At 51.8% G+C, this 18764-nt stretch carries 19 protein-coding genes; 14 read left to right on the top strand and 5 right to left on the bottom strand.

Features of this window, described 5'->3' with window-relative positions; genetic code table 11:
- Positions 1 to 41: 41 nt before the first annotated feature.
- Together IE073_RS12755 and IE073_RS12760 are read right to left on the bottom strand one after the other, a co-directional pair.
- The gene (locus IE073_RS12755) at positions 42 to 1235 is read right to left on the bottom strand and encodes a DUF11 domain-containing protein (RefSeq protein WP_189586792.1); all 1194 of its coding nucleotides are present in this window, start codon (positions 1233 to 1235) and stop codon (positions 42 to 44) included.
- A gap of 271 nt (positions 1236 to 1506) precedes the next feature.
- Positions 1507 to 1989 carry a DUF11 domain-containing protein gene (locus IE073_RS12760; protein WP_189586797.1) on the bottom strand — a complete coding sequence of 161 codons (483 nt, stop codon included), beginning with the start codon at positions 1987 to 1989 and terminating at the stop codon, positions 1507 to 1509.
- A 264-nt stretch (positions 1990 to 2253) separates the two neighbouring features.
- On the opposite strand from IE073_RS12760, the gene cpaB reads away from it, so the two are divergent.
- From cpaB to IE073_RS12815, 11 genes are all read left to right on the top strand, one after another.
- Positions 2254 to 3216, top strand: coding sequence for a Flp pilus assembly protein CpaB (cpaB, locus tag IE073_RS12765; protein WP_189586799.1), 963 nt, complete (start codon positions 2254 to 2256; stop codon positions 3214 to 3216).
- Between the two features lies 1 nt (position 3217).
- Entirely contained in the window at positions 3218 to 4546 is a 1329-nt protein-coding gene (locus IE073_RS12770; protein WP_189586804.1) for a type II and III secretion system protein family protein, read from the top strand.
- Positions 4533 to 4799, top strand: coding sequence for a YqhG/Tai3 family protein (locus IE073_RS12775; protein WP_189586807.1), 267 nt, complete (start codon positions 4533 to 4535; stop codon positions 4797 to 4799). Before IE073_RS12770 ends, IE073_RS12775 begins: the two co-directional genes overlap by 14 nt.
- 29 nt (positions 4800 to 4828) lie before the next feature.
- Positions 4829 to 6352: a pilus assembly protein TadG-related protein gene (locus IE073_RS12780; protein ID WP_189586810.1), complete on the top strand. Its 1524-nt coding sequence runs from the start codon at positions 4829 to 4831 to the stop codon at positions 6350 to 6352.
- Positions 6352 to 6813: a TadE/TadG family type IV pilus assembly protein gene (locus tag IE073_RS12785; protein ID WP_189586812.1), complete on the top strand. Its 462-nt coding sequence runs from the start codon at positions 6352 to 6354 to the stop codon at positions 6811 to 6813. Before IE073_RS12780 ends, IE073_RS12785 begins: the two co-directional genes overlap by 1 nt.
- Positions 6810 to 7403 carry a TadE/TadG family type IV pilus assembly protein gene (locus IE073_RS12790; RefSeq protein WP_189586815.1) on the top strand — a complete coding sequence of 198 codons (594 nt, stop codon included), beginning with the start codon at positions 6810 to 6812 and terminating at the stop codon, positions 7401 to 7403. Before IE073_RS12785 ends, IE073_RS12790 begins: the two co-directional genes overlap by 4 nt.
- Positions 7396 to 8433, top strand: coding sequence for a CpaE/TadZ family protein (locus tag IE073_RS12795; RefSeq protein WP_189586818.1), 1038 nt, complete (start codon positions 7396 to 7398; stop codon positions 8431 to 8433). Before IE073_RS12790 ends, IE073_RS12795 begins: the two co-directional genes overlap by 8 nt.
- A gap of 81 nt (positions 8434 to 8514) precedes the next feature.
- The gene (locus IE073_RS12800) at positions 8515 to 9975 is read left to right on the top strand and encodes a TadA family conjugal transfer-associated ATPase (RefSeq protein ID WP_189586821.1); all 1461 of its coding nucleotides are present in this window, start codon (positions 8515 to 8517) and stop codon (positions 9973 to 9975) included.
- The gene (locus IE073_RS12805) at positions 9975 to 10934 is read left to right on the top strand and encodes a type II secretion system F family protein (protein WP_189586825.1); all 960 of its coding nucleotides are present in this window, start codon (positions 9975 to 9977) and stop codon (positions 10932 to 10934) included. The genes IE073_RS12800 and IE073_RS12805 overlap by 1 nt, the downstream gene beginning before the upstream one ends.
- Positions 10931 to 11869 (top strand): type II secretion system F family protein, encoded by a 939-nt coding sequence (locus IE073_RS12810; protein WP_189586827.1) that lies wholly within the window; start codon positions 10931 to 10933, stop codon positions 11867 to 11869. Before IE073_RS12805 ends, IE073_RS12810 begins: the two co-directional genes overlap by 4 nt.
- Entirely contained in the window at positions 11866 to 12714 is an 849-nt protein-coding gene (locus IE073_RS12815) for a tetratricopeptide repeat protein (RefSeq protein WP_189586830.1), read from the top strand. Before IE073_RS12810 ends, IE073_RS12815 begins: the two co-directional genes overlap by 4 nt.
- Here the strand turns inward: IE073_RS12815 and IE073_RS12820 are convergent.
- Positions 12711 to 13352 carry an exopolysaccharide biosynthesis protein gene (locus IE073_RS12820; protein ID WP_189586833.1) on the bottom strand — a complete coding sequence of 214 codons (642 nt, stop codon included), beginning with the start codon at positions 13350 to 13352 and terminating at the stop codon, positions 12711 to 12713. The two genes, IE073_RS12815 and IE073_RS12820, sit on opposite strands and share 4 nt — an antisense overlap.
- Positions 13353 to 13418: 66 nt before the next feature.
- Here IE073_RS12820 and IE073_RS12825 point away from each other — a divergent pair, with 66 nt between their 5' ends.
- From IE073_RS12825 to IE073_RS12835, 3 genes are all read left to right on the top strand, one after another.
- Positions 13419 to 14036, top strand: a complete 618-nt coding sequence (locus IE073_RS12825; RefSeq protein ID WP_189586836.1) for a LysE family translocator — start codon at positions 13419 to 13421, stop codon at positions 14034 to 14036.
- Between the two features lie 62 nt (positions 14037 to 14098).
- Positions 14099 to 14626 carry an inorganic diphosphatase gene (gene ppa / locus IE073_RS12830; RefSeq protein WP_189586838.1) on the top strand — a complete coding sequence of 176 codons (528 nt, stop codon included), beginning with the start codon at positions 14099 to 14101 and terminating at the stop codon, positions 14624 to 14626.
- Positions 14627 to 14704: 78 nt separating this feature from the next.
- On the top strand, positions 14705 to 16690 hold the full coding sequence (locus IE073_RS12835) for an alkyl/aryl-sulfatase (RefSeq protein WP_189586840.1): 1986 nt from the start codon (positions 14705 to 14707) through the stop codon (positions 16688 to 16690).
- A gap of 76 nt (positions 16691 to 16766) precedes the next feature.
- Here the strand turns inward: IE073_RS12835 and IE073_RS12840 are convergent, their stop codons facing one another.
- Complete coding sequence (locus tag IE073_RS12840) at positions 16767 to 17912, bottom strand: PQQ-dependent sugar dehydrogenase (protein WP_189586842.1); 1146 nt, start codon at positions 17910 to 17912, stop codon at positions 16767 to 16769.
- Positions 17913 to 17972: 60 nt separating this feature from the next.
- Entirely contained in the window at positions 17973 to 18713 is a 741-nt protein-coding gene (locus IE073_RS12845; RefSeq protein WP_189586844.1) for a pirin family protein, read from the bottom strand.
- Between the last annotated feature and the right edge of the window lie 51 nt (positions 18714 to 18764).

Here is an 18764-nt window from a genome sequence, read left to right on the forward strand (position 1 = left end):
CGGCAAACGCAGTCCATATCAACGAACTCTAGGCAGAAGCCTTACTTAATAGTCGCCCGAATAACGAAGTGACCTTCGGTTGGCGTCAATGGGTCGGCTGTGCCGGCCAAAGTCGCACCCGTCAATGTCGCATTACAAGTACTCGCTGTACCATCACACTCGGTGTCTGGCGCAATCGTGGACAATGTGCCACCCGTCAAATCACCAACGACAGCCATTGATTCAAAGATCAAGTGCTCTGGCAAGTTATCGACGAGATTGATCCCTGTCGCGTCGGCATTCCCGCTGTTACGGACTGTGATAAAGTATTCAACACAAGCGCCAGGCTGGTTGTAACCATTATTTGCAACAGGCCCGACAGGCGCGTCTGTGCTTGGAGCTGGAGGCGTGTAAGTACCTGGAATTGCGGCACAATCGTAAAGTGCCGGAGACGGGCCATCACTTAAGACAAAGACATCCTTCGTGGCTGTCACTTCAGCAGATTCCACACTATAAGTTCCTGTTGCGGAATGCGCACCATCAGCTAGTCCATCGTTAGTACCGTCAGACGCAGGGCCGTTCAAGTCAGCCAGAACGTTGTCGACGGTTGCTGTTTCATTGGTTGCGTTATCATCTCCAACAATTGCCGTACCTGTTGGATCAGTTTCGTCACGCGTATCCGCATAAAGGTAAACATCCGCTGTTTCACCGTCATTGGCAGTTGTAGGAATGTCTTGCTGGACAGTAACAGTAATGTTCCCATCAGGAGCGAGAACTGGCCATGTGGTGTCATCTGCAGGGTCATAGACTTTCACTACAGCTTCAGCCGCCGAAATAAGTCCGTCGCCATCTTCATCGCCAGAATAAGAAATCACATTAGTACTTGTTGGCGCTTCCAGAACGAAATCTGGCGACGCTTCGTTTTCTAAACCCAGCAAATATGCGTGCGTATCGTTACCATCGTTTTGAACGGTAAATGTAACTTCTGCGTTTTCTGTCCCAGGGGCGAGATTATCGCCGCCACCAGTTGATGCGACAGTCACGTTGACAAGACGGTCAACGACAAACACAGTTGGCGTCGCACTGTTCTCAATTTGTGTCTGTCCAACAAGTCCGACATTATAGTCTAGTGTAAACGTGTTAGAGACAGGTGTATCCGCAGGGGTGAAATTGTTTTGCGCGAAGGCAGTTCCTGTTGAAAGAACCGTGAGAGCGGTTGCACCCAATAAGCCCTTCATGAATTTAGTTTTAGTCATTGCATATGGTCCCAGTAGTTAGTTGACCCCCAATTCCTAACCTAGGATGGTTAAACCTATGAAAACCAGCATGGTTAACCAAAGCAAAACAAAGAGGCGTTCAGTTTCAGTTCATATAGCAATATCTTAGGTTTTTCGGGTAGTTAGCATAGTTTACTCAAATCCTTGTTTACGACTTATTAGGACAAAAATCTTTTACGCCTGATGTTCGCGCAAAAAAAAACCGTGATCTGAAAGATCACGGTCCAAAGACTTTATTGAAAGCTAAGCCCTATCTGAGACGGCCTTTGAACAGAATTTCGTCTTTCGCACCGACAGGAACTGGCCCTGCGATTTGCCATTGAATATGCGTGATATCGTCAGCAGACGCTGGCCGTGTCCCACCGCCGACAGCTGGACGTGTCAGCTCGTCGCGCGCGGCAAAACTGGATCCGCCGTCGGTTGAATACCGGACAATAGCGCCCTCGCGATCAGCAGACCCTTCCAAAAACCTGACTGTTGGCGGAACTGGCATCGCCAAAATAAGATTGCTGGCCGGCGTCGCGTCATTATTTACAAAACTGACTGTATACACGATTTTCTCACCTGGCGTGACCGCGTCGACAGCGAGACGCTGCGTTGTGACGGAGCCATCTTCCTGTGTGACCGTAATCTCCTTCTCGACTTTCTGTGTGGCCTCAAGCGCGTGAGCTTGAGCCCCAAAAGCGAAGGTGGCTGCTGACAAGGCCAAAATTGATAATCTACGAATGAACATTGGGCACTCCTGCGCGGTGAATTCAGTATCTGAGGCTAACTTATGCCGACAGACTTAACGCGAGTTTAACTTCCAATCGCATCGCGCAGTCATTCAGACGGTGTTCATTAAGGTTTTCTTCACTTCAATTAATCGCAACTTATTCACTTCGTTCATGAACGAAACCTTACCGCGACTTAGTTAAGCCTATCCTTCGCAGTTGGTTTGAATGTGGGGTTCAACCAAATTTGCAAATCGTTTGGGATGGAGCGGCTGACCAGAATTATGCGAACCAATACACTTGTCACCTTAGGTGCCAGCGCCGTGTTCGGCGTGATGGCCATTGTTCTGGCGCGCGGCTGGATTGAGGGCGCAGTTGAAGACGAATTCCGTCAAGCCCCAATAACGACCGCGACGCAATCTAGTGCCCCGGCACCCTCACGCGTCGCCACGGTTTCCGTTGTCGTCGCAAACTCTGACCTTTTATTTGGTGACGAACTAACACCTGACGTGCTGCGTGTTGTTGACATGCCAGAAGACATGGCACCGCTTGATGCGCTGCAGGGTCTCGATGATGTCTTTCCTTCCGACTATGCCCCGCTCACGACTGGACCACTGGTGGCTTTAGATGACATTCGTATGAATGAAGTCATACTCCCTCACCGTATTTCGGGCTTGAACGGTCGCGGCTCATTGTCGGCTAGAATTCGCCCGGGATACCGCGCTGTCTCCGTCCGCGTGGACGATGTGACGGGCGTAGCAGGTTTCATCGTCCCTGGCGATTTAGTTGACGTTCAATATATATCGGAACCTGACCCGTCAGCAGATACCCCGATTTATCGATCTGACGTCTTGCTTCAATCTGTTCGGGTTTTAGCGATTGATCAGTCACAAAACCGTCGACAAGATGCGCCCGAAGTTGCGCGCACAGTTACGCTTGAGGTCAGTCATATGGACGCCCAGGCGTTGAGCATCGCACAAGAGCGCGGAGTGCTGTCCCTGGTGTTGCGCGCGGTGGGCGAGGCCCTTCCCTCGACAACAAAATCTCTCGACACGCGGCAACTTGATCGCCGCGCAAACTCAAACAGCGCTGCGAAAAAACCAAAGCGACCTGTAAAAGTCACGCCCAAAAAAGCGCCGCCCGCGATCGCACAGATTACTGTGATCCGCGGAGACGCAACACAATCCGTCTCTGTTCGTCGCGAAGCCCTCCCCCGCTCGACCGATACTGATTTAGCAGGAGGATAGAATGAAACGCGCTCTTACATTAATCGCGCTGGCCACCCTGATGACCAGTACAGCCGATGCACGCTCTTGGGTTGATACAAAAACAGGTGAACGAACCTCTACCTCCGTAACAAAAGACGACACATTGGTGATGCGGACAGATAATGCTTTCACGCAGGTTCGGGTCGCAAATGCAGACATTGCTGACGTTGTCGTTCTCTCTGATCGGTCCTTTCAAGTATTGGGCAAGGCTGGCGGAAAAACCAACGTCATGCTTTATGATCGCGACAATCAACTCGTGGACATCGTCGATGTTACCGTGGGTTTTGATGTCGCAAGCCTCAAAAAAACATTATTTGAAACCTTTCCAAATGAAGCCGTTGAAGTGCGACCTCTGGCTGGCGGTATCTACCTCTCTGGGGACGTCTCTAGCGTCAGCGTTGCGGAACGCGCAGTTTCAATTGCTGAAGCCTATGCCCCCGCACGGGTCACATCAGGCCTAGCCATTCGCGATAGTCATCAAGTGATGCTGGAAGTTCGTTTTGTCGAAGCTAGCCGAGACTCCATCAAACGATTGGGAGTCAATTTGCTATCCGAACGCGGAGGCGTCATCGATTCTGTCGGGAATATTATGGGTGCAAACCCTGGAGATTTCGGAATCGGTGGGTCCACCAGCTTAGTGAATTCAACAGCCAGCTTGATCTTAGGTGGCGGTATCGGGACAGCGTCTCTTGATGTCCGTATTGATGCCCTAGAAGAAAAAGGGATCATTAGAACCCTCGCCGAGCCGAACCTGGTTTCCATGTCTGGTGAAACAGCCAGCTTTCTTGCCGGGGGTGAATTTCCCATTCCGGTTTCCTCTGGCTTGGGCGAAGTCACTATTGAATATCGGAAATTTGGCGTTGGGTTAGCGTTCACGCCGACAGTTTTGGACAATGGCGTTATCAACCTCAAAGTTGCGCCCGAGGTGTCTCAACTGGATGTGCAAAATACCGTGGAAATTGGTGGTGTCACCGTTCCCGGCCTTCGGGTGCGACGCGCGAATACGACTGTTGAGCTGCGCAATGGGCAGAGTTTTGCGATTGCAGGTTTATTACAGAATGAAAGTGCCAATACCCGAGAGCAGGTGCCTTGGCTCGGCAAGTTACCCATCATTGGATCCCTATTTTCGTCTACGCGATATCAAAGCGCGGAAACAGAACTCGTCATCATCGTCACCCCGCATCTTGCGCGTCCCGTTTCAGACCGATCCCAACTCTCGGATCCGTTAGCTAATGTAAGTTTGCCGAGCGAGGCTTCGGCCTTCCTTGGCGGGAAAATCGAAGGAGGTTTCGGCCATGCGATGGAATAAATATACAGTTATTCTCGGTGCCATTCTCCTCTCTGGATGCGCCACGACGACGCCCGCTTTGGAAGCACACTCGCCGAATTTCGGAAAAGCCGTGGCCCAAAATATTGCGGCGCAGAGGATTGCGCCGACGGCAAAAGACAAGGCCGATACATTCATCCCACCAAATCGGGCTCGTCAAAAAGCGGCCCGCGAAGCTTATGAGAACGGCACCGTCAAAGAACCGATTTCAGTGACAACAACAGGCGACGAGTAAAACCCTAAACGAATATTTTGGAGATTGAGATGAGCTTCCCCCAGGCCGTAACGCATTCGACAACACTTAAAGAGGCGTTCAAGTCGTACCTCTCTGGAACAGGTCGCGGCATTTCTGGTGCCGTTGCTGTTTGGGCCGCCTTGTCTACACCTGTCGTTCTCGCCGGTGCCACTCTCTCTGTTGATGCGGCTCGCATTTATAATGTGGATGCGGAGCTACAAGCTGCCGCAGATGCATTATCTCGCGCAGGCGCGGCAGAGTTGGACCAACGCGGTGACTCTATTTCTCGGGCATCTGGGGCAATCTTGAACCTACTTTCCCATGATCAAAAATTTGCCAAAGGCGCTGCAGAAATCGAAATTGAAACGATCACCTATTTTGATGAAATCCCGACAAATGATTATGAAGACATTCCAGCCAGCAACCGAACCAACTCGGCTGGCGAAGCTCGCTACGTTGAGGTCTCAATCAAGCCGCGGGATGTCGCGACAATTTTCCCATCAAGTTTGATGCAGAAAATAACCGACACCACCCTCAGCGCAAAAGCTGTTGCAGGTATGGATCAAGTTGTGTGCGGCACCGCACCCGTCTTTATTTGTAATCCTTTGGAAGGGGAAAGCACATCCATTTATGAAGCAATGGAAACCAAATCATTTCGTCGCACCCAGATAAAATTTAAAACGCCAAATAATGTTAGTGACCCACATGGCGCAGGTAATTTCGGTTGGTTGGACCCATTCGGCGGCAACTCGGGCGCATCCAAACTCTCTGATGCCGTCGCGATAGACATATCTCCAGCTTGTTTTTCTCAGGCTCAAGGCGTTGTTACCCGTACTGGCAATATTGCTTCAATGCGGTTCGGGCTGAACACGCGCTTCGATCTATATGAGGGATCATTTAAATCGAAAAAATCTGATCCACGTTATGCGCCAGCCCAGAATGTCGTCAAAGGTTACGCGAATTCGAAAAAAGGCAATAGCTGTTCGCAGGCCCCTTCGTCAGAAGCATTAGCTTTGCCTCGGGACGACTGCTTTACCACTGGAGAATGCTCATCGCGTATTGGAAGCGGAGAGTGGGACTTCTCGACATATATGGAAGTGAATCATCCAGGCTTTACTCGGATTACCATTGAGGGCGTTACTTATCGCCGTGGGTATCAGGGCAAATTTTCGCCTGCGACACCTCCATCGCGCTACCAAATGTATCGTTGGGAAATCGACAATGATTGCGTACCTGGATCAGAGACCTATGGGAACAACGCCGTTACGGCCGAAGAAGGCTTGCCCCAGTGTCATACATCTGGCCCATCGACGACAGTTAAAGACCGTCGCATCATCACGGCCGCCGTTCTAAATTGCGGAGAAATCGAGGCCAATTCGCCTAAGGGAATGTTCAAACGTAAAGATCCGTTACCTGTGGAAACTTTCGTCAAGGTCTTCCTGACAGAGCCAATGGGCAAAGGCCAAGATAATATCATATATGGCGAGATCGTGGGTCCCGTCGTTAAAGGCAAAGATAGTGAGGCGAATGAAACGGTCGCCGTGCGTCGCTAATGTTCACCTTATCCTCATATCGCAAAAATGACGACGGCGCTGTTGCCGTTGAAGGCGCTATCCTGTTTCCCATACTGGCGCTGATTGGCTTTGGCATCGTCGATCTGTCCATGATGATGTTGCAAACACACAAAATGGAACAAGGCTTGATGGCGAGCGCAAGTTATCTTGCGCGCGCTGAGTCCCCTGCCCAATTGACCTCGCAGGCAAAAAATATTGCTATGACAGGGCGACCCGATGGAACAGGCCCCGAACGGGTCACAGGATGGAACGAAAGCAACATTACACTTACGATCCGGAACGTCGCCAATAACGGACAATACCGCGGCGGCGCCGTTATTAAGGTTGCCGAACTTTCCTCCGAGTATGATTACACGGGCCTTGGTTTCATTCGACTAGTAACAGGCGGCACGACGAAAATTCGAACCGACCACGAAGAGCGTCTGGTGCATGCACAATGAAACACTTATTTGATCTGTTCCGAAAATCAGAAAGCGGAAGCGTAACCGTCGAGACCTCGCTCATCATCATGCTCCTAATAATGCTCACGGGCGGCACGATTGAGGCAAGCTTTGCGTTTCATCAGTACAATGCAGCCCAACAAGCCGCACGGACGGGCGTTCGGATCGCCGCAACCTCCGACCCAGTTTCTAGAGACTTCTCAGACTATACGAATGTTGCAGACTTAAGTCTTGAACGCCATTGCAGCAGCGACACGCAGCAGTGTTCAGGCGGTCAGTATGACTCAAACGCCATGCGCAGAATTATCTTCGGGCCCGACGGCGACGGAGCCTGCGCTGCGACGACGCGGTCCAGACGTGGCATGTGTGACGTTTTCAGCGACACCCAGCGTGCGCATGTTGACGTTTCATATATCGGCTCTGGTCTCGGGCGCACAGGCGCACAGGGCGACGCGGCGCCTATTGTCAGTGTCACTTTACGCGACATTCCGCTGAACTTCGTTTTTCTCGACCTTGTTGGATTTAAGGACATTGTCCACCTCCCGCCTGTCGAGGCAACGCTCATGGGTGAGGATCTCAAAAATGGCTAGACGGAAAAAATTTAATCGGCGTCGCGGCGATGACCGCGTTGCGAAAAAGCCGGATTATGCTCTCATTCAAAGCGTAGACACAGTCTATGAGGATGATCTCGCTATTCCTTTGTTTAATGAGGTTTCTACTCAAGCTGAAAACGAAGCTGTAGACATAGACATGATGACAGAGCTGCCTGAAACGGGTGAGGCCGAGATAGAGGACGCTTATCTTCCGCTGGCACCCAGCGGAGCAAACACACCGCGCATTTTTGCACTTGTCGGCGCGACGGGCGGGGTTGGCACAACCTCTCTTGCAACCCAATTAGCGCATGAATTTGCCATGTCATCCAAGCAAGTCACACGTCGCAGACCGGCTGATCCAACCGTTTGCTTGATAGATCTTGATTTTGAATCAGGCGCCTGCGCGCACCATCTCGACCTCTTGCCTAGCCTCAGCATTGAAGACCTTTGCGGTCCAGCAGATCATATAGATACGGCCTTCACGCAAGCTTTGGTCTCCACCCATGAATGTGGCGTATCGCTTTTGGCCGCCCCCAATACAATTGGCGCAAACGCGCGCGTGAACCCGTATACGGTCATGGCAATGTTGGACGCCGCAACTGAGCTTTATGACACCGTCATCATCGATATGCCCCGTTACCGCCAGCCATGGACCCTGCCCGTTATGCGCGCCGTCGATGTTTTGGGAATCACATGCGAACTCACAATTCCTTCTCTCCATGCGACACGCGAAACATTGGCAAGACTAGCGCATGAAGCCAATGGGAGCGTCAATGCGCAAGTCATTTTGAGTAAATATGAGAGACGATCTTTTAAAAACACGCTTCGGTTAAGTGATGCTGAAACGGCCCTGGGTCGCGATGTCATGGCGACGCTAAGCTTAGATCCTGATACCACCCGAGAAGCTTTAAACTGTGGCGAACCTGCAGGTGCCATTCGCCCAGATTCTCGTTTTGTCAAAGATGTTCGCAAACTGGCCATCGCCCTGCGGGACCAACAGTCTAACGCCTTAGCGAAGGTTGCATAGTCTCGCAAAAATGCGCGCGTTTATGACTTGTTAACTGCAAGCCCTAACACCGACCTAAATCTTCTGCCCTAAGGTCCTTCTATGGGACGTTTTTCACAGGCATTAATTGACGACTTAGGCCGCGGAGCCCAACCAGCTCCCTCCCCAGTTTTTGTGCCGGAAGCGATCACACCCGCCGCAGTCATTCCCCAAAAAGCCACCACGGTGGAACCTGTTTCACAAGAGATGGGGAATGTCTGGCTTGAAACTAAAATCAAACTCCACACACGACTAATTGACGAAATTGATCTCGCGCAATTGGATGGCCTCGAGAGCCAAGACCTCCGAGACAAAGTCCAATCTATTGTCGTCGAAATGGCACAAGAAGAACGGTTGAAGATGAATTCAGCTGATCTTCGAAGATTGGGCGATGGCGTTTATGATGAGATGGTGGGGCTCGGCCCACTTGAGGTCCTGCTTCAAGATGAGAGCATATCTGACGTTCTGATCAATGGCCATGAACGGGTCTTTGTGGAACGTGGCGGGGAGCTAGAACTATCAGCTGTTCGATTTGCCAATGAAGCTCATTTGCTACGCATCATCAATCGCATTGTCGCCCAAGTCGGTCGCCGTGTGGATGAAAGCCAACCCTTATGTGATTGCCGTCTACTGGACGGAAGCCGCGTAAACGTGGCCATCGCGCCCATAGCTGTTGACGGTCCTCTTGTGTCTATTCGCAAATTTTCGAAAGACCCCCTGACGCTCGATAAACTAGTCGAGTTCAACGCCATTCCTGATGTGGTAGCACAATTTCTTTGGGCCGCCTGTAAAGCCCGCGTGACGATCCTGATCTCCGGCGGAACTGGCTCGGGCAAAACCACACTTCTCAATGCGTTGTCGCAATCGATTTCAGAGAAAGAACGATTGATCACCATTGAAGATGCCGCAGAACTACAACTCCAACAGCCGCATGTCGCACGCATGGAAACGCGTCCGCCCAACATTGAAGGTTTGGGAGAAATCAAACAGCGCGGCCTTGTCAAAAACGCGCTACGTATGCGGCCAGATCGGGTGATTTTAGGCGAAGTTCGCGGCGAAGAAGCCTTCGATATGTTACAGGCCATGAACACCGGACATGAAGGGTCTATGGCCACATTGCATGCCAACACGCCTCGCGATGCCCTTACCCGCCTCGAGCAAATGGTCGCGATGGGAGATATGAAAATCTCGCCCGAAGCCGTGGCTGGACAGATTGCCAGCGCCGTTGGGTTGATCGTCCAAGCAACGCGGCTGTCCGACGGCCAACGTAAAATTACCTCTGTCGCCGAAGTGACCGGCATGGAGGGCCCCGTTATTCAGATGCAGGAATTATTTAACTACACGCGTACCGGAACGGGTCCAAAGCACGAAGTCGTAGGGGAGTTTCGCGCAACAGGCATTCGTCCAAAATGTCTGGACGAAATAATTACCCGCGCCATACCACTACCCGAAGGCCTATTTGAGCCGCGCGTTATACAACCGGGTCGGCTTTCAGACCTAAGCTTGAAAGAGCGAGTTGGATAGTGTCATCAGGTCAGAAAATCGTCATTTATGCGCTCGTATTTGCGGCAGGGTTCCTTCTGCTTCAATCGGTCTTGGGTTTGACCAAGCAAGCGTCTCACCGTGTCCGTCTGGCAAATGATCGCCTGCGACGTGTGGCCAAGGCTGAGAATGAAGGCGAGGCTTTGGCGAATCTTCGCCGGGCTCGCTCCCTAACCTCTGATGGCTATATCGGCGGTCTAAATATCCGCATTGGGCAACTTGTGCTGCAATCAGGGTTGCCGTTGGGTCCATATGGATTTTATTACGCCAGCTTAGGTATGGCAGCCTCCATGGGCATGATGGCGTTTTTGGTCAAAGGCACACCTGTCTGGGGCGCAATTGGGTTTGCTTTCGGTACCGTGTTGCCAACTTTGACCGTCTCTTTCTTCGTGAAACGGCGTCAGAAACGCGCAGTGAGCCAACTGCCCGATGCGTTAGACGTTATAATCCGGTCTCTCGCGGCGGGTCATCCCGTGCCCGTGGCCATGGCCCTAGTCGCGCGCGAAATGCCGGATCCGATTGGCAGTGAATTTGGCATCGCCTCAGATGAAGTCAGTTTCGGCTCAACTGTTTCCGCCGCCATCCAAAAACTGTCAGATAGAATTGGCCATGAAGATTTCGAATTGTTTTCAGCCATGATCCGATTGCAAGAACGCACGGGCGGGAATTTGGCGGAACTCCTGCGCTCAAATGCCAAGACGATACGGGACCGCCAAAAGATGCGGTTGAAGATTAAAGCCGCCTCCGCCGAGGGCCGTATGAGTGCCCTTATTCTCAACGCGGCCCCACTTCTTCTCTTCGTTGCTGTGAACAAAATGAATCCCGAGTTTTATGGTGAGGTCAGCGACAACCCTCTGGTCACTTATTGCCTCTGGGGCGTGGTGGTTTGGATGGGGCTTGGAAACCTTGTCATGCGCAGAATGATTAACTTCAAGATATGAGATTCCATAACGCATTAACGGTCATCATTGCGCTGACCTTTCTAGGGGTTTCTCTGGTGCTCTGCTTCATTGCGGTGCGCGGGGCGATCCGAGAAAATTCCCGTGTGGAAAGACGGTTGGCTGGCGGTGCGCGTTTGGACGAAGATGCTGATGTCGGAATTGGCGCAAAATCGCGTGCGAAACGAAACCTGATTTCTCAACTTGGCGCGCATCTGACACTTCCCGATGCAAAAGAAATTACCCGCCTCAGGTTTATGCTGGCTCAAGCCGGATATTTCGATCGATCAACGGTTAAGACCTTCCTCGCTGCACGTGTCATTTTTCTATTTGGGCCAGCCATGATTTGCCTCCTCATGTGGGGGTCGATTGCCGCGAAGCTGGGAACCAAACCTGCAATTCTGATCTGCTTCTCTCTCGCTGGCCTCGGTCTTCTAGGTCCAGAGCGATTCCTGAAATGGAAAGCAGGAAAGCGGACAGATCAATGCCGTAAGGGCTTCCCAGATATGATGGACTTGATGACCGCCTGCGTGGAAGCCGGGCTGGGAATGGACGCCGCCCTCATTCGCGTTGGCCATGAATTGGGGGGGCGCTATCCCGCGCTCAAAGAGAACTTGGATATCATGAATCTCGAGCTTCGCGCGGGACGGGAACGCAATGAAGCTATGATTAATTTCGCCGACCGCATCAATTTAGACGAAGCAAAAGCCCTCGCGGTTATGCTAAAACAAGCGGAAGAAATGGGATCCAGTGTTGGAAAAGCGCTACGGACATTTTCCGAAGATATGCGGCACAAACGCATGATGAAAGCTGAGGAAAAAGCGGCGGCGCTTTCGGCTAAACTTACCGTGCCGCTTATCCTTTTTATCTTCCCAACAATCATGGTCATGTTGATGCTGCCCGCTGGCATACGCATCATGGAGGGCTTGGCAGGATGATAGGTTTCCGGAAAACTATTTTTACCATTGCAGTCGCCGCGAGCCTATCCAGCCCGAGCTTTGCAAAATCGGTAGTTACGCAAAACATTCGCGCGATAGAGACCGACTCGACAGATGTCTTCGCTGTGCTTGAGAAACTAAAAATCGCGGAGACGGCGCTAGCGCGTAGAGAATACACTGTCGCGAAAAAGGGATTTGAAGATGCCTTGATGCACGATCCAAACCTGCGACCCGCGAGGCGTGGATTACGGCGAACTTTGATAGCGATGGGAGACATTGAAACAGCAGCACAATGGCTGGACGAAGAGGTATCTGCAGATGCCATCATTATCGACATTCTGCTGGGAAAAGTCGACAATCCCAAAACGCGATTGAAGGCCGAGTTGCAAATAAATTCGGAGCCTCGTCTGTGGACCCTTCTGGGTACTTTGTATGACCAAACTAAGGACTATTCTAACGCACGGCAAGCTTATGCCATGGCTGACCTAACAGGGGCTCGTCCCGGATTGACTCAAAATAACATTGGACAATCTCACTGGTTGGAAGGCGATCTAGACTTAGCGCTTAGGTCCTTTGAAGCAGCTGTAGAGGCTGACCCTGATGACACTTTATTTGACAACAACCGTCGCCGGGTTTTGATCGGATTGGGCAATACACATGATGCCGTTCAGGGTCTGAACGCTGAGCGGGCAGGTCTGTTTCTGGCGAAAGCAGGCGATCAGGCCATAATTGATGGCGAAGTCAGATTGGCAGAATTTCTGTACCGCAAATCGCTCGACCTTTCACCGCGTCATCGTCCAGAAGTCGCCGAAAAACTGGCGCGTTTAAGTCAACCCAACCTCTAAAACACGCCTGCACCTTGACCTGTTAAATTTAGGAGTAACGCGCCGACGCCGATGAAGACGCCAAGGCTCAGGCTCAGACCAATCAGAATTAGAAGGCCGTCCCGCGCTGTAATGCCCAAGCCTAGCAACAGCACAATGGCGGCGGGCGCAACGACGCCGAATGGCACCATGCCGAGCGGGAAGAAGGTGAGTGATAGAATTATCGCCACCAAAGACACAACCACTTGCGCAGGCCCCGTCACTGCCCAGCTAAAACGAGGGCTAATGATACCGTCAATTTTTGCCAGTACAGGACGAACCTTAGTTTGAACGGCCGAGAGCTTTTTAGAAGGAATTTTTACTTTACGTAAAATTTCAGGCATCCAAGGCGTCCGACGTCTGAACAACAGCTGCAACGCAAAAACCATCACAATCACGCCAAAGGCCGGGGGAATGCCTGGAAGCGCGCCCAGCGGCGTCATCATGCACAAGCCACACAAGACCATCACAGGGCCAAACGCCCGATTGCCAAACGCTTCGACCACGGTTTTCAAATCAACAGAGTCTTTGCCATCCATGGCAACCTCAATGAGATCCATCACGCTCTGCAAGGGCGTGTCATCTTGATCGGTGGTTTCTGTGTCTTGCGGATCATTCATCACGCGTGACAAATGTGGTCTGCGCGGCTAGGGCGCAAGCGGGATTTTGATAGGACCTGTATAAAGATGGAATTTGGCGTTTGGCTCAGCCTCGTAGCGTTGTTCTTTACGGGCGGCTTGACGCCTGGCCCAGCTGTCATGCTTGTGCTTGCGTCGTCCTTTCGATATGGGTTCAAACCTGCCTTATTGCCGGCTTTGGGCGTTGCTTCGGCCAATGTGTTGTGGCTTTGCCTTGCGGCTAGTGGAACTGCGGCACTATTTGAAATTTACCCTCGGGCAACCTTAGGCCTCAAAATATTAGGCATTTTGGTTCTGACATGGATGGCTATTTCCGTTATTTTTGGCCCTCTGCCGCGTTTGGAACCTGACCCAGACGATATACCGAAGCGCGGGCGGCTCTATGCCAAAGGTTTCCTTTTACAGATTACCTCGCCCATGCCGTTGGTGTATTTTGGTATGCTTCTACCCCTATATTTTTCACCCGATCTGCCATTAGCATCGCAGTTTTTAACTATGCTGGTAACCGTCACAGTTTTGGAGCTTTTCGGTCTTTCCGTATATGCCTACGCCGCTGGAGCCATACGCCGATTTCTGCAGAAACCTAGAACGGGTCGAATATTCAATATTCTCATTGGACTGATTATGATCGCATCTGGCATCTTCGCCGTTCTCTCGACGGCATAAACCCTTGCAATCAGAGGCCCTGACGGTATGAGGCCCGCAAAACTTTAGAGGATCTATCTCACATGGATATGAGCAAAATTCCCGTCGGCGAAAACCCGCCGTTCGACGTAAACGCAATCATCGAAGTCCCCTTGGGCGGCGAACCGATCAAATATGAGCTGGATAAAGAATCCGGCGCCATGTTCGTTGACCGTTTCCTCTACACGGCGATGCGTTACCCTTGCAATTACGGCTTCATCCCACACACACTTTCAGAAGATGGCGATCCGACAGATATCTTAGTCGTCGGTCAACGCCCTCTTATGCCCGGTTCCGTCGTTCGTGCACGCCCGATTGGCGTGATGTTGATGGAAGATGAAGCAGGAATGGACGAGAAGATCATCGCCGTTCCGCACAACAAATTGACGCGTTATTATGACGACATCAAAACTTATCGCGATCTACCGCAAATTCTACAAGATCGCATTCCGCATTTCTTCGAGCACTACAAAGATCTGGAAAGCGACAAGTGGGTGAAAGTGTTAGGCTGGGAAGGCGCTGAAAAAGCAGGCGAGCTTATCATGGCAGGGATCAAAGCTTACAAAGGCTAAGGTCACCAACGCTCCCGTCTGTCTTCACATGTGAAGAAACCATGCTATCCCTGTCCGTAAAACGGATGGGGATTTTTTATGTTTAGACTATTTCTATTGAGCTCCGCGCTTTGCCTGGCGTCTTGCGCTGCTGAAACGGCGTCGGCGCCGGAAAATACTTCAGCCGACGCTATCCCCGACGCACCTGCGCCTGGCTTTGTCGCAACTGCCACAAAGACTGCAAATTCGGACCTCGCAAAACGGTTACCCCTTTCAGATCAACAAGATTTTGAGGATGCCTCCCGTGGCTTTATAGCCGCCATCTCCGCCCCCGCCATTCTTGATGATGCTGGCAATCCCGTTTGGGAAATTGCGCAATATGATTTTGTAACGGGCGCAGCTCCAGACACTGTTAACCCATCGCTCTGGCGGCAAGGCGAACTTGTGGCAAAGCACGGCCTTTTCGAAGTTGCACCAGGTCTGTACCAAGTCCGAGGATATGACCTTTCAGTCATGACGGTTATTGAGGGAAAAACGGGCTGGATTGTCATCGACCCGCTAACCAATGTTGAGACAGGGCGGGCTGCCTTGCAACTCGTCAATGATACATTGGGCGAACGGCCTGTCTCCGCCTTGCTTTATACCCATAGTCATGCCGACCATTTTGGCGGCGCTCGTGGTGTCTTGCCCAATGGCGCAGGCAATGTTCCAGTTATCGCGCCTCAGCATTTTTCCGAAGAAGCCGTAAGCGAGAATGTGATCGCGGGTAATCATATGACGCGGCGTTCGACAATGATGTTCGGCTCCACCCTGCCTCGGAGCGCGACGGGACATGTCAGTTCAGGTCTTGGTCCGGGCCTGCCTCGGGGCAATGTCAGCTTAATTTTACCGACCGAAGAACTCGGGAAAGGTATCACCAAGAAAACCATCGATGGCATTCGGTTTGAATTTATGGACATGGCTGGAACGGAAGCCCCAAGTGAGTTCATCTTTTTCCTGCCAGACCTCAAAGCGCTTCACACTGCCGAAGTCGCAACAGGTACGTTCCACAATGTTCTGACGCTACGCGGCGCGAAATCTCGCGATGCGCTGGCGTGGTCCAAAGGTATTGATGATATGCTCAGTGCCTATGGTGCCAAATCCGACGTCGTTCTGGCCAGCCATCATTGGCCGAAATGGGGCACAGATCGCGTTCAAGGCTTCCTGAAAAGCCAGCGGGACGTGTATCGCTATGTTCACGACGCAACCATCCGAGCCGCCAATGGTGGCGCGGGCATGGTCGAAGCGGCAGAGACCTTGAAAGAGCCAGAATTTCTCTCCCGTGATTTCAATGCGCGCGGATATTACGGGACGATGAACCACAACTCGAAAGCCGTTTATCAACATTATTTCGGTTGGTGGTCAGGCGTTCCAGCGGATTATCATAAGCTGCCAGCGGAACAGTCAGCTGCGAAATATGTTGCGGCGATGGGGGGTTCCGATGCGGTGTTGCGGACGGGGATTAAGGCCTATGAATCAGGCGATTTCCGCTGGGCGGCGGAGGTCCTCAATCATTTGGTTTTTGCTGCACAAGGCGGTCAAACTGCGAAAGATTGGCTCGCGGCAACCTATGAGCAAATGGGGTATCAAGCCGAAAGTGGCGCTTGGCGGAGTTATTTTCTAACAGGCGCACAGGAACTGCGCGTCGGACTGGTCGCGCGTAATGTCGCCAACCCCGGCAGTGCAGATGTCCTGCGTTCCGTTCCCACACGCACATTGCTTGATGCGATGGCTGTCAGATTTGATGGCACGAAAGTGTCTAATAGCGCCAAGTCGATCAATTTCGTCTTCACCGACACAAAAGAGAATTTCTCCGTCGAAGTAAATCGTTCAACTGCTCTCGCTCGTCCCGGTTTAGCTGACGACCCAGCGGTAACTCTGACACTCACACGCACGGCTTTTGACAAGCTGATAGGGCGCCAAGCCCAATTCGGCGATTTGCAAAAAGCGGGTGAGATCAAGCTTAGGGGAAGCGCCGTCGCCATCGGTGAATATCTGACGGCTTTGGACACGCCTGAACTTTGGTTCAATATTGTCGAGCCTTAAAATTCAGCCACAAAAAAACCGCGCCTGCCCCTGAGCAGGCGCGGGCAGAAATAGATGCCTGTAACTGGCCTGACTGTTATTTCGGCGTAATCCGCAATAAACGTCCATCATTGTCTTCGAGAACATAAATCGCGCCATCGAGGCCCGTCTCGACCTCGCGAATGCGTTTTCCCCACTCAAAGCGCTCGGCTTCTTTGGCCTTTGGGCCGCGATTGCCATCTTCGAATTCTACGCGGATAAGGGCTTGAGAGGATAGACCTCCGATAAAGCCGTCACCCGTCCACTCTGAAAAACGTGTGCCGTCGTAGATTTTGAAACCAGCGGGGCTGATCGCTGGCACCCAATATTCGGCTGGCGCCTTATAGACAGGGTTCGCGTCATGGTCGGGAATTTCAACACCCGAATAATGCTTACCATTCGATACAACCGGATATCCATAATTTGCCGAGCGTGTAATATTGTTTAATTCGTCGCCATCACGCGGACCCATTTCATGCACCCACAAACGGCCGTCGGCATCAAAATCGATACCTAGCGGATTACGATGCCCCAGCGTCCAAATTTGTGCTGTGACACCACTTTGGGACGAGAAAGGGTTGTCTGATGGAATTGAGCCATCAGAATTGATCCGAACAACCTTGCCCAGATTCATATCCATATTTTGGGCGGGCGTAAATTTCTGTCGGTCGCCAGAGGTAACGTAAAGATAGCCGCCACCGTCTTTTGCGGTCTCGGGACTGAAGGCCATCCGATGGGCGTAATGGCCGTTACCTGTCATTTTTGGCGACTGGTCCCAAATCCGCTCGCGGTCCACAAGCGCGCCACCACGCGCTGATAGGGTCAGCGTAGCCCGGTCAACGACGGCCCCAGACAAGTCATTGTCATTCGCATCACGCTCTACGTAGGAAAGATAAATGAGGCGGTTGCTGGCAAAGTCCGGATCGATGATGATGTCGCCGAGCCCGCCTTGACCGCGTTCTGTAACCTCAGGCACATTGCCAATCTTACCGAGCTTTTCTCCGTCACGACTGACGAGCCAAACGGATCCAGATTGCTCGGTTACGAGGAGGCGACCATCGGGAAGAAATGTCATCGCCCAAGCCCCGTCAAACTGAGCGAGTTCTGTGAGTTCGATCTGTGACCCAGAGGTGCCCGTGATGGTTTCAGCATTTGCGGCCGCGGCCAGCGAAAATATCGCGGCAGTTATAAGTAAGCTACGCATAGGAAAACCCTTCTAAAAATGACGACGTATATTTCATACGATGCAAAGGGCTTATGGTTCCTATTCAAAGAGATCAAAGTAGAGCAGTTCTGCATCAATGCCCTTCGAGAAAACCACTCGTCCGCCAGAATGAATAGCGAGCCCATCACCTGCTTCTAGATTTACGCCATTCACATCCACGGACCCGCGCGCGATTTGGACCCAAGCTTTGTGACCCTCGGGCAGAACCGTCTCAGTGGTTTGAGACCCGTCAAATGTCCCAGCGTAAATCAGAGCATCTGCGCGCATCGCCATTGATCCGGCTCGACCATCTGGTGAAAGGAATAATTTCAACCGGCCCGCTTTTTCTATCGCACTGATATCCTGCGTCTCGTAGCGTGGCTCACCGCCAGTTTGGTTAGGGAGCAGCCAGACTTGTAAAAAATGCACAGGGTGCGTTTGACTTGGGTTAAATTCAGAATGGCGTACGCCAGACCCCGCTGACATATATTGTATGCCGCCTCCGGCCACGGTCGAGTGATTTCGAAGCGTGTCTTTATGCGCCAATGCGCCTTCAATAATGTAGGAAAATATTTCCGCATTGTCATGTGGATGCTCACCGAACCCCCGCTGCGGCGCGACGACATCCTCATTGATCACGCGTAAATTGGCGAAACCCATGTGCTCTGGATCATAGTAATTTGCGAAGGAAAAACTGTGCGCACTGCGCAACCAACCATGATCGGCGTGACCACGCGCCCCTCCTGGACGCCGACTGAAATTCGTCGCCAATGCTACACTTTCTGTCAAATTTTCGGACATGTCTCGCCTTTAGCGTTGAATGATGAAGCCTTCAGATAGGAACAGCCAGGT

The sequence above is a fragment of the Litorimonas cladophorae genome (assembly GCF_014652455.1).
Classification (GTDB): domain Bacteria; phylum Pseudomonadota; class Alphaproteobacteria; order Caulobacterales; family Maricaulaceae; genus Litorimonas; species Litorimonas cladophorae.

What these genes read in the sequence shown, in the direction of transcription:
- IE073_RS12755 (WP_189586792.1), bottom strand. Translation starts at nt 1,235, where the DNA reads ATGACTAAAACTAAATTCATGAAGGGCTTATTGGGTGCAACCGCTCTC.
- IE073_RS12760 (WP_189586797.1), bottom strand. Translation starts at nt 1,989, where the DNA reads ATGTTCATTCGTAGATTATCAATTTTGGCCTTGTCAGCAGCCACCTTC.
- cpaB (WP_189586799.1), top strand. Translation starts at nt 2,254, where the DNA reads ATGCGAACCAATACACTTGTCACCTTAGGTGCCAGCGCCGTGTTCGGC.
- IE073_RS12770 (WP_189586804.1), top strand. Translation starts at nt 3,218, where the DNA reads ATGAAACGCGCTCTTACATTAATCGCGCTGGCCACCCTGATGACCAGT.
- IE073_RS12775 (WP_189586807.1), top strand. Translation starts at nt 4,533, where the DNA reads ATGCGATGGAATAAATATACAGTTATTCTCGGTGCCATTCTCCTCTCT.
- IE073_RS12780 (WP_189586810.1), top strand. Translation starts at nt 4,829, where the DNA reads ATGAGCTTCCCCCAGGCCGTAACGCATTCGACAACACTTAAAGAGGCG.
- IE073_RS12785 (WP_189586812.1), top strand. Translation starts at nt 6,352, where the DNA reads ATGTTCACCTTATCCTCATATCGCAAAAATGACGACGGCGCTGTTGCC.
- IE073_RS12790 (WP_189586815.1), top strand. Translation starts at nt 6,810, where the DNA reads ATGAAACACTTATTTGATCTGTTCCGAAAATCAGAAAGCGGAAGCGTA.
- IE073_RS12795 (WP_189586818.1), top strand. Translation starts at nt 7,396, where the DNA reads ATGGCTAGACGGAAAAAATTTAATCGGCGTCGCGGCGATGACCGCGTT.
- IE073_RS12800 (WP_189586821.1), top strand. Translation starts at nt 8,515, where the DNA reads ATGGGACGTTTTTCACAGGCATTAATTGACGACTTAGGCCGCGGAGCC.
- IE073_RS12810 (WP_189586827.1), top strand. Translation starts at nt 10,931, where the DNA reads ATGAGATTCCATAACGCATTAACGGTCATCATTGCGCTGACCTTTCTA.
- IE073_RS12815 (WP_189586830.1), top strand. Translation starts at nt 11,866, where the DNA reads ATGATAGGTTTCCGGAAAACTATTTTTACCATTGCAGTCGCCGCGAGC.
- IE073_RS12820 (WP_189586833.1), bottom strand. Translation starts at nt 13,352, where the DNA reads ATGAATGATCCGCAAGACACAGAAACCACCGATCAAGATGACACGCCC.
- IE073_RS12825 (WP_189586836.1), top strand. Translation starts at nt 13,419, where the DNA reads ATGGAATTTGGCGTTTGGCTCAGCCTCGTAGCGTTGTTCTTTACGGGC.
- ppa (WP_189586838.1), top strand. Translation starts at nt 14,099, where the DNA reads ATGGATATGAGCAAAATTCCCGTCGGCGAAAACCCGCCGTTCGACGTA.
- IE073_RS12835 (WP_189586840.1), top strand. Translation starts at nt 14,705, where the DNA reads ATGTTTAGACTATTTCTATTGAGCTCCGCGCTTTGCCTGGCGTCTTGC.
- IE073_RS12840 (WP_189586842.1), bottom strand. Translation starts at nt 17,912, where the DNA reads ATGCGTAGCTTACTTATAACTGCCGCGATATTTTCGCTGGCCGCGGCC.
- IE073_RS12845 (WP_189586844.1), bottom strand. Translation starts at nt 18,713, where the DNA reads ATGTCCGAAAATTTGACAGAAAGTGTAGCATTGGCGACGAATTTCAGT.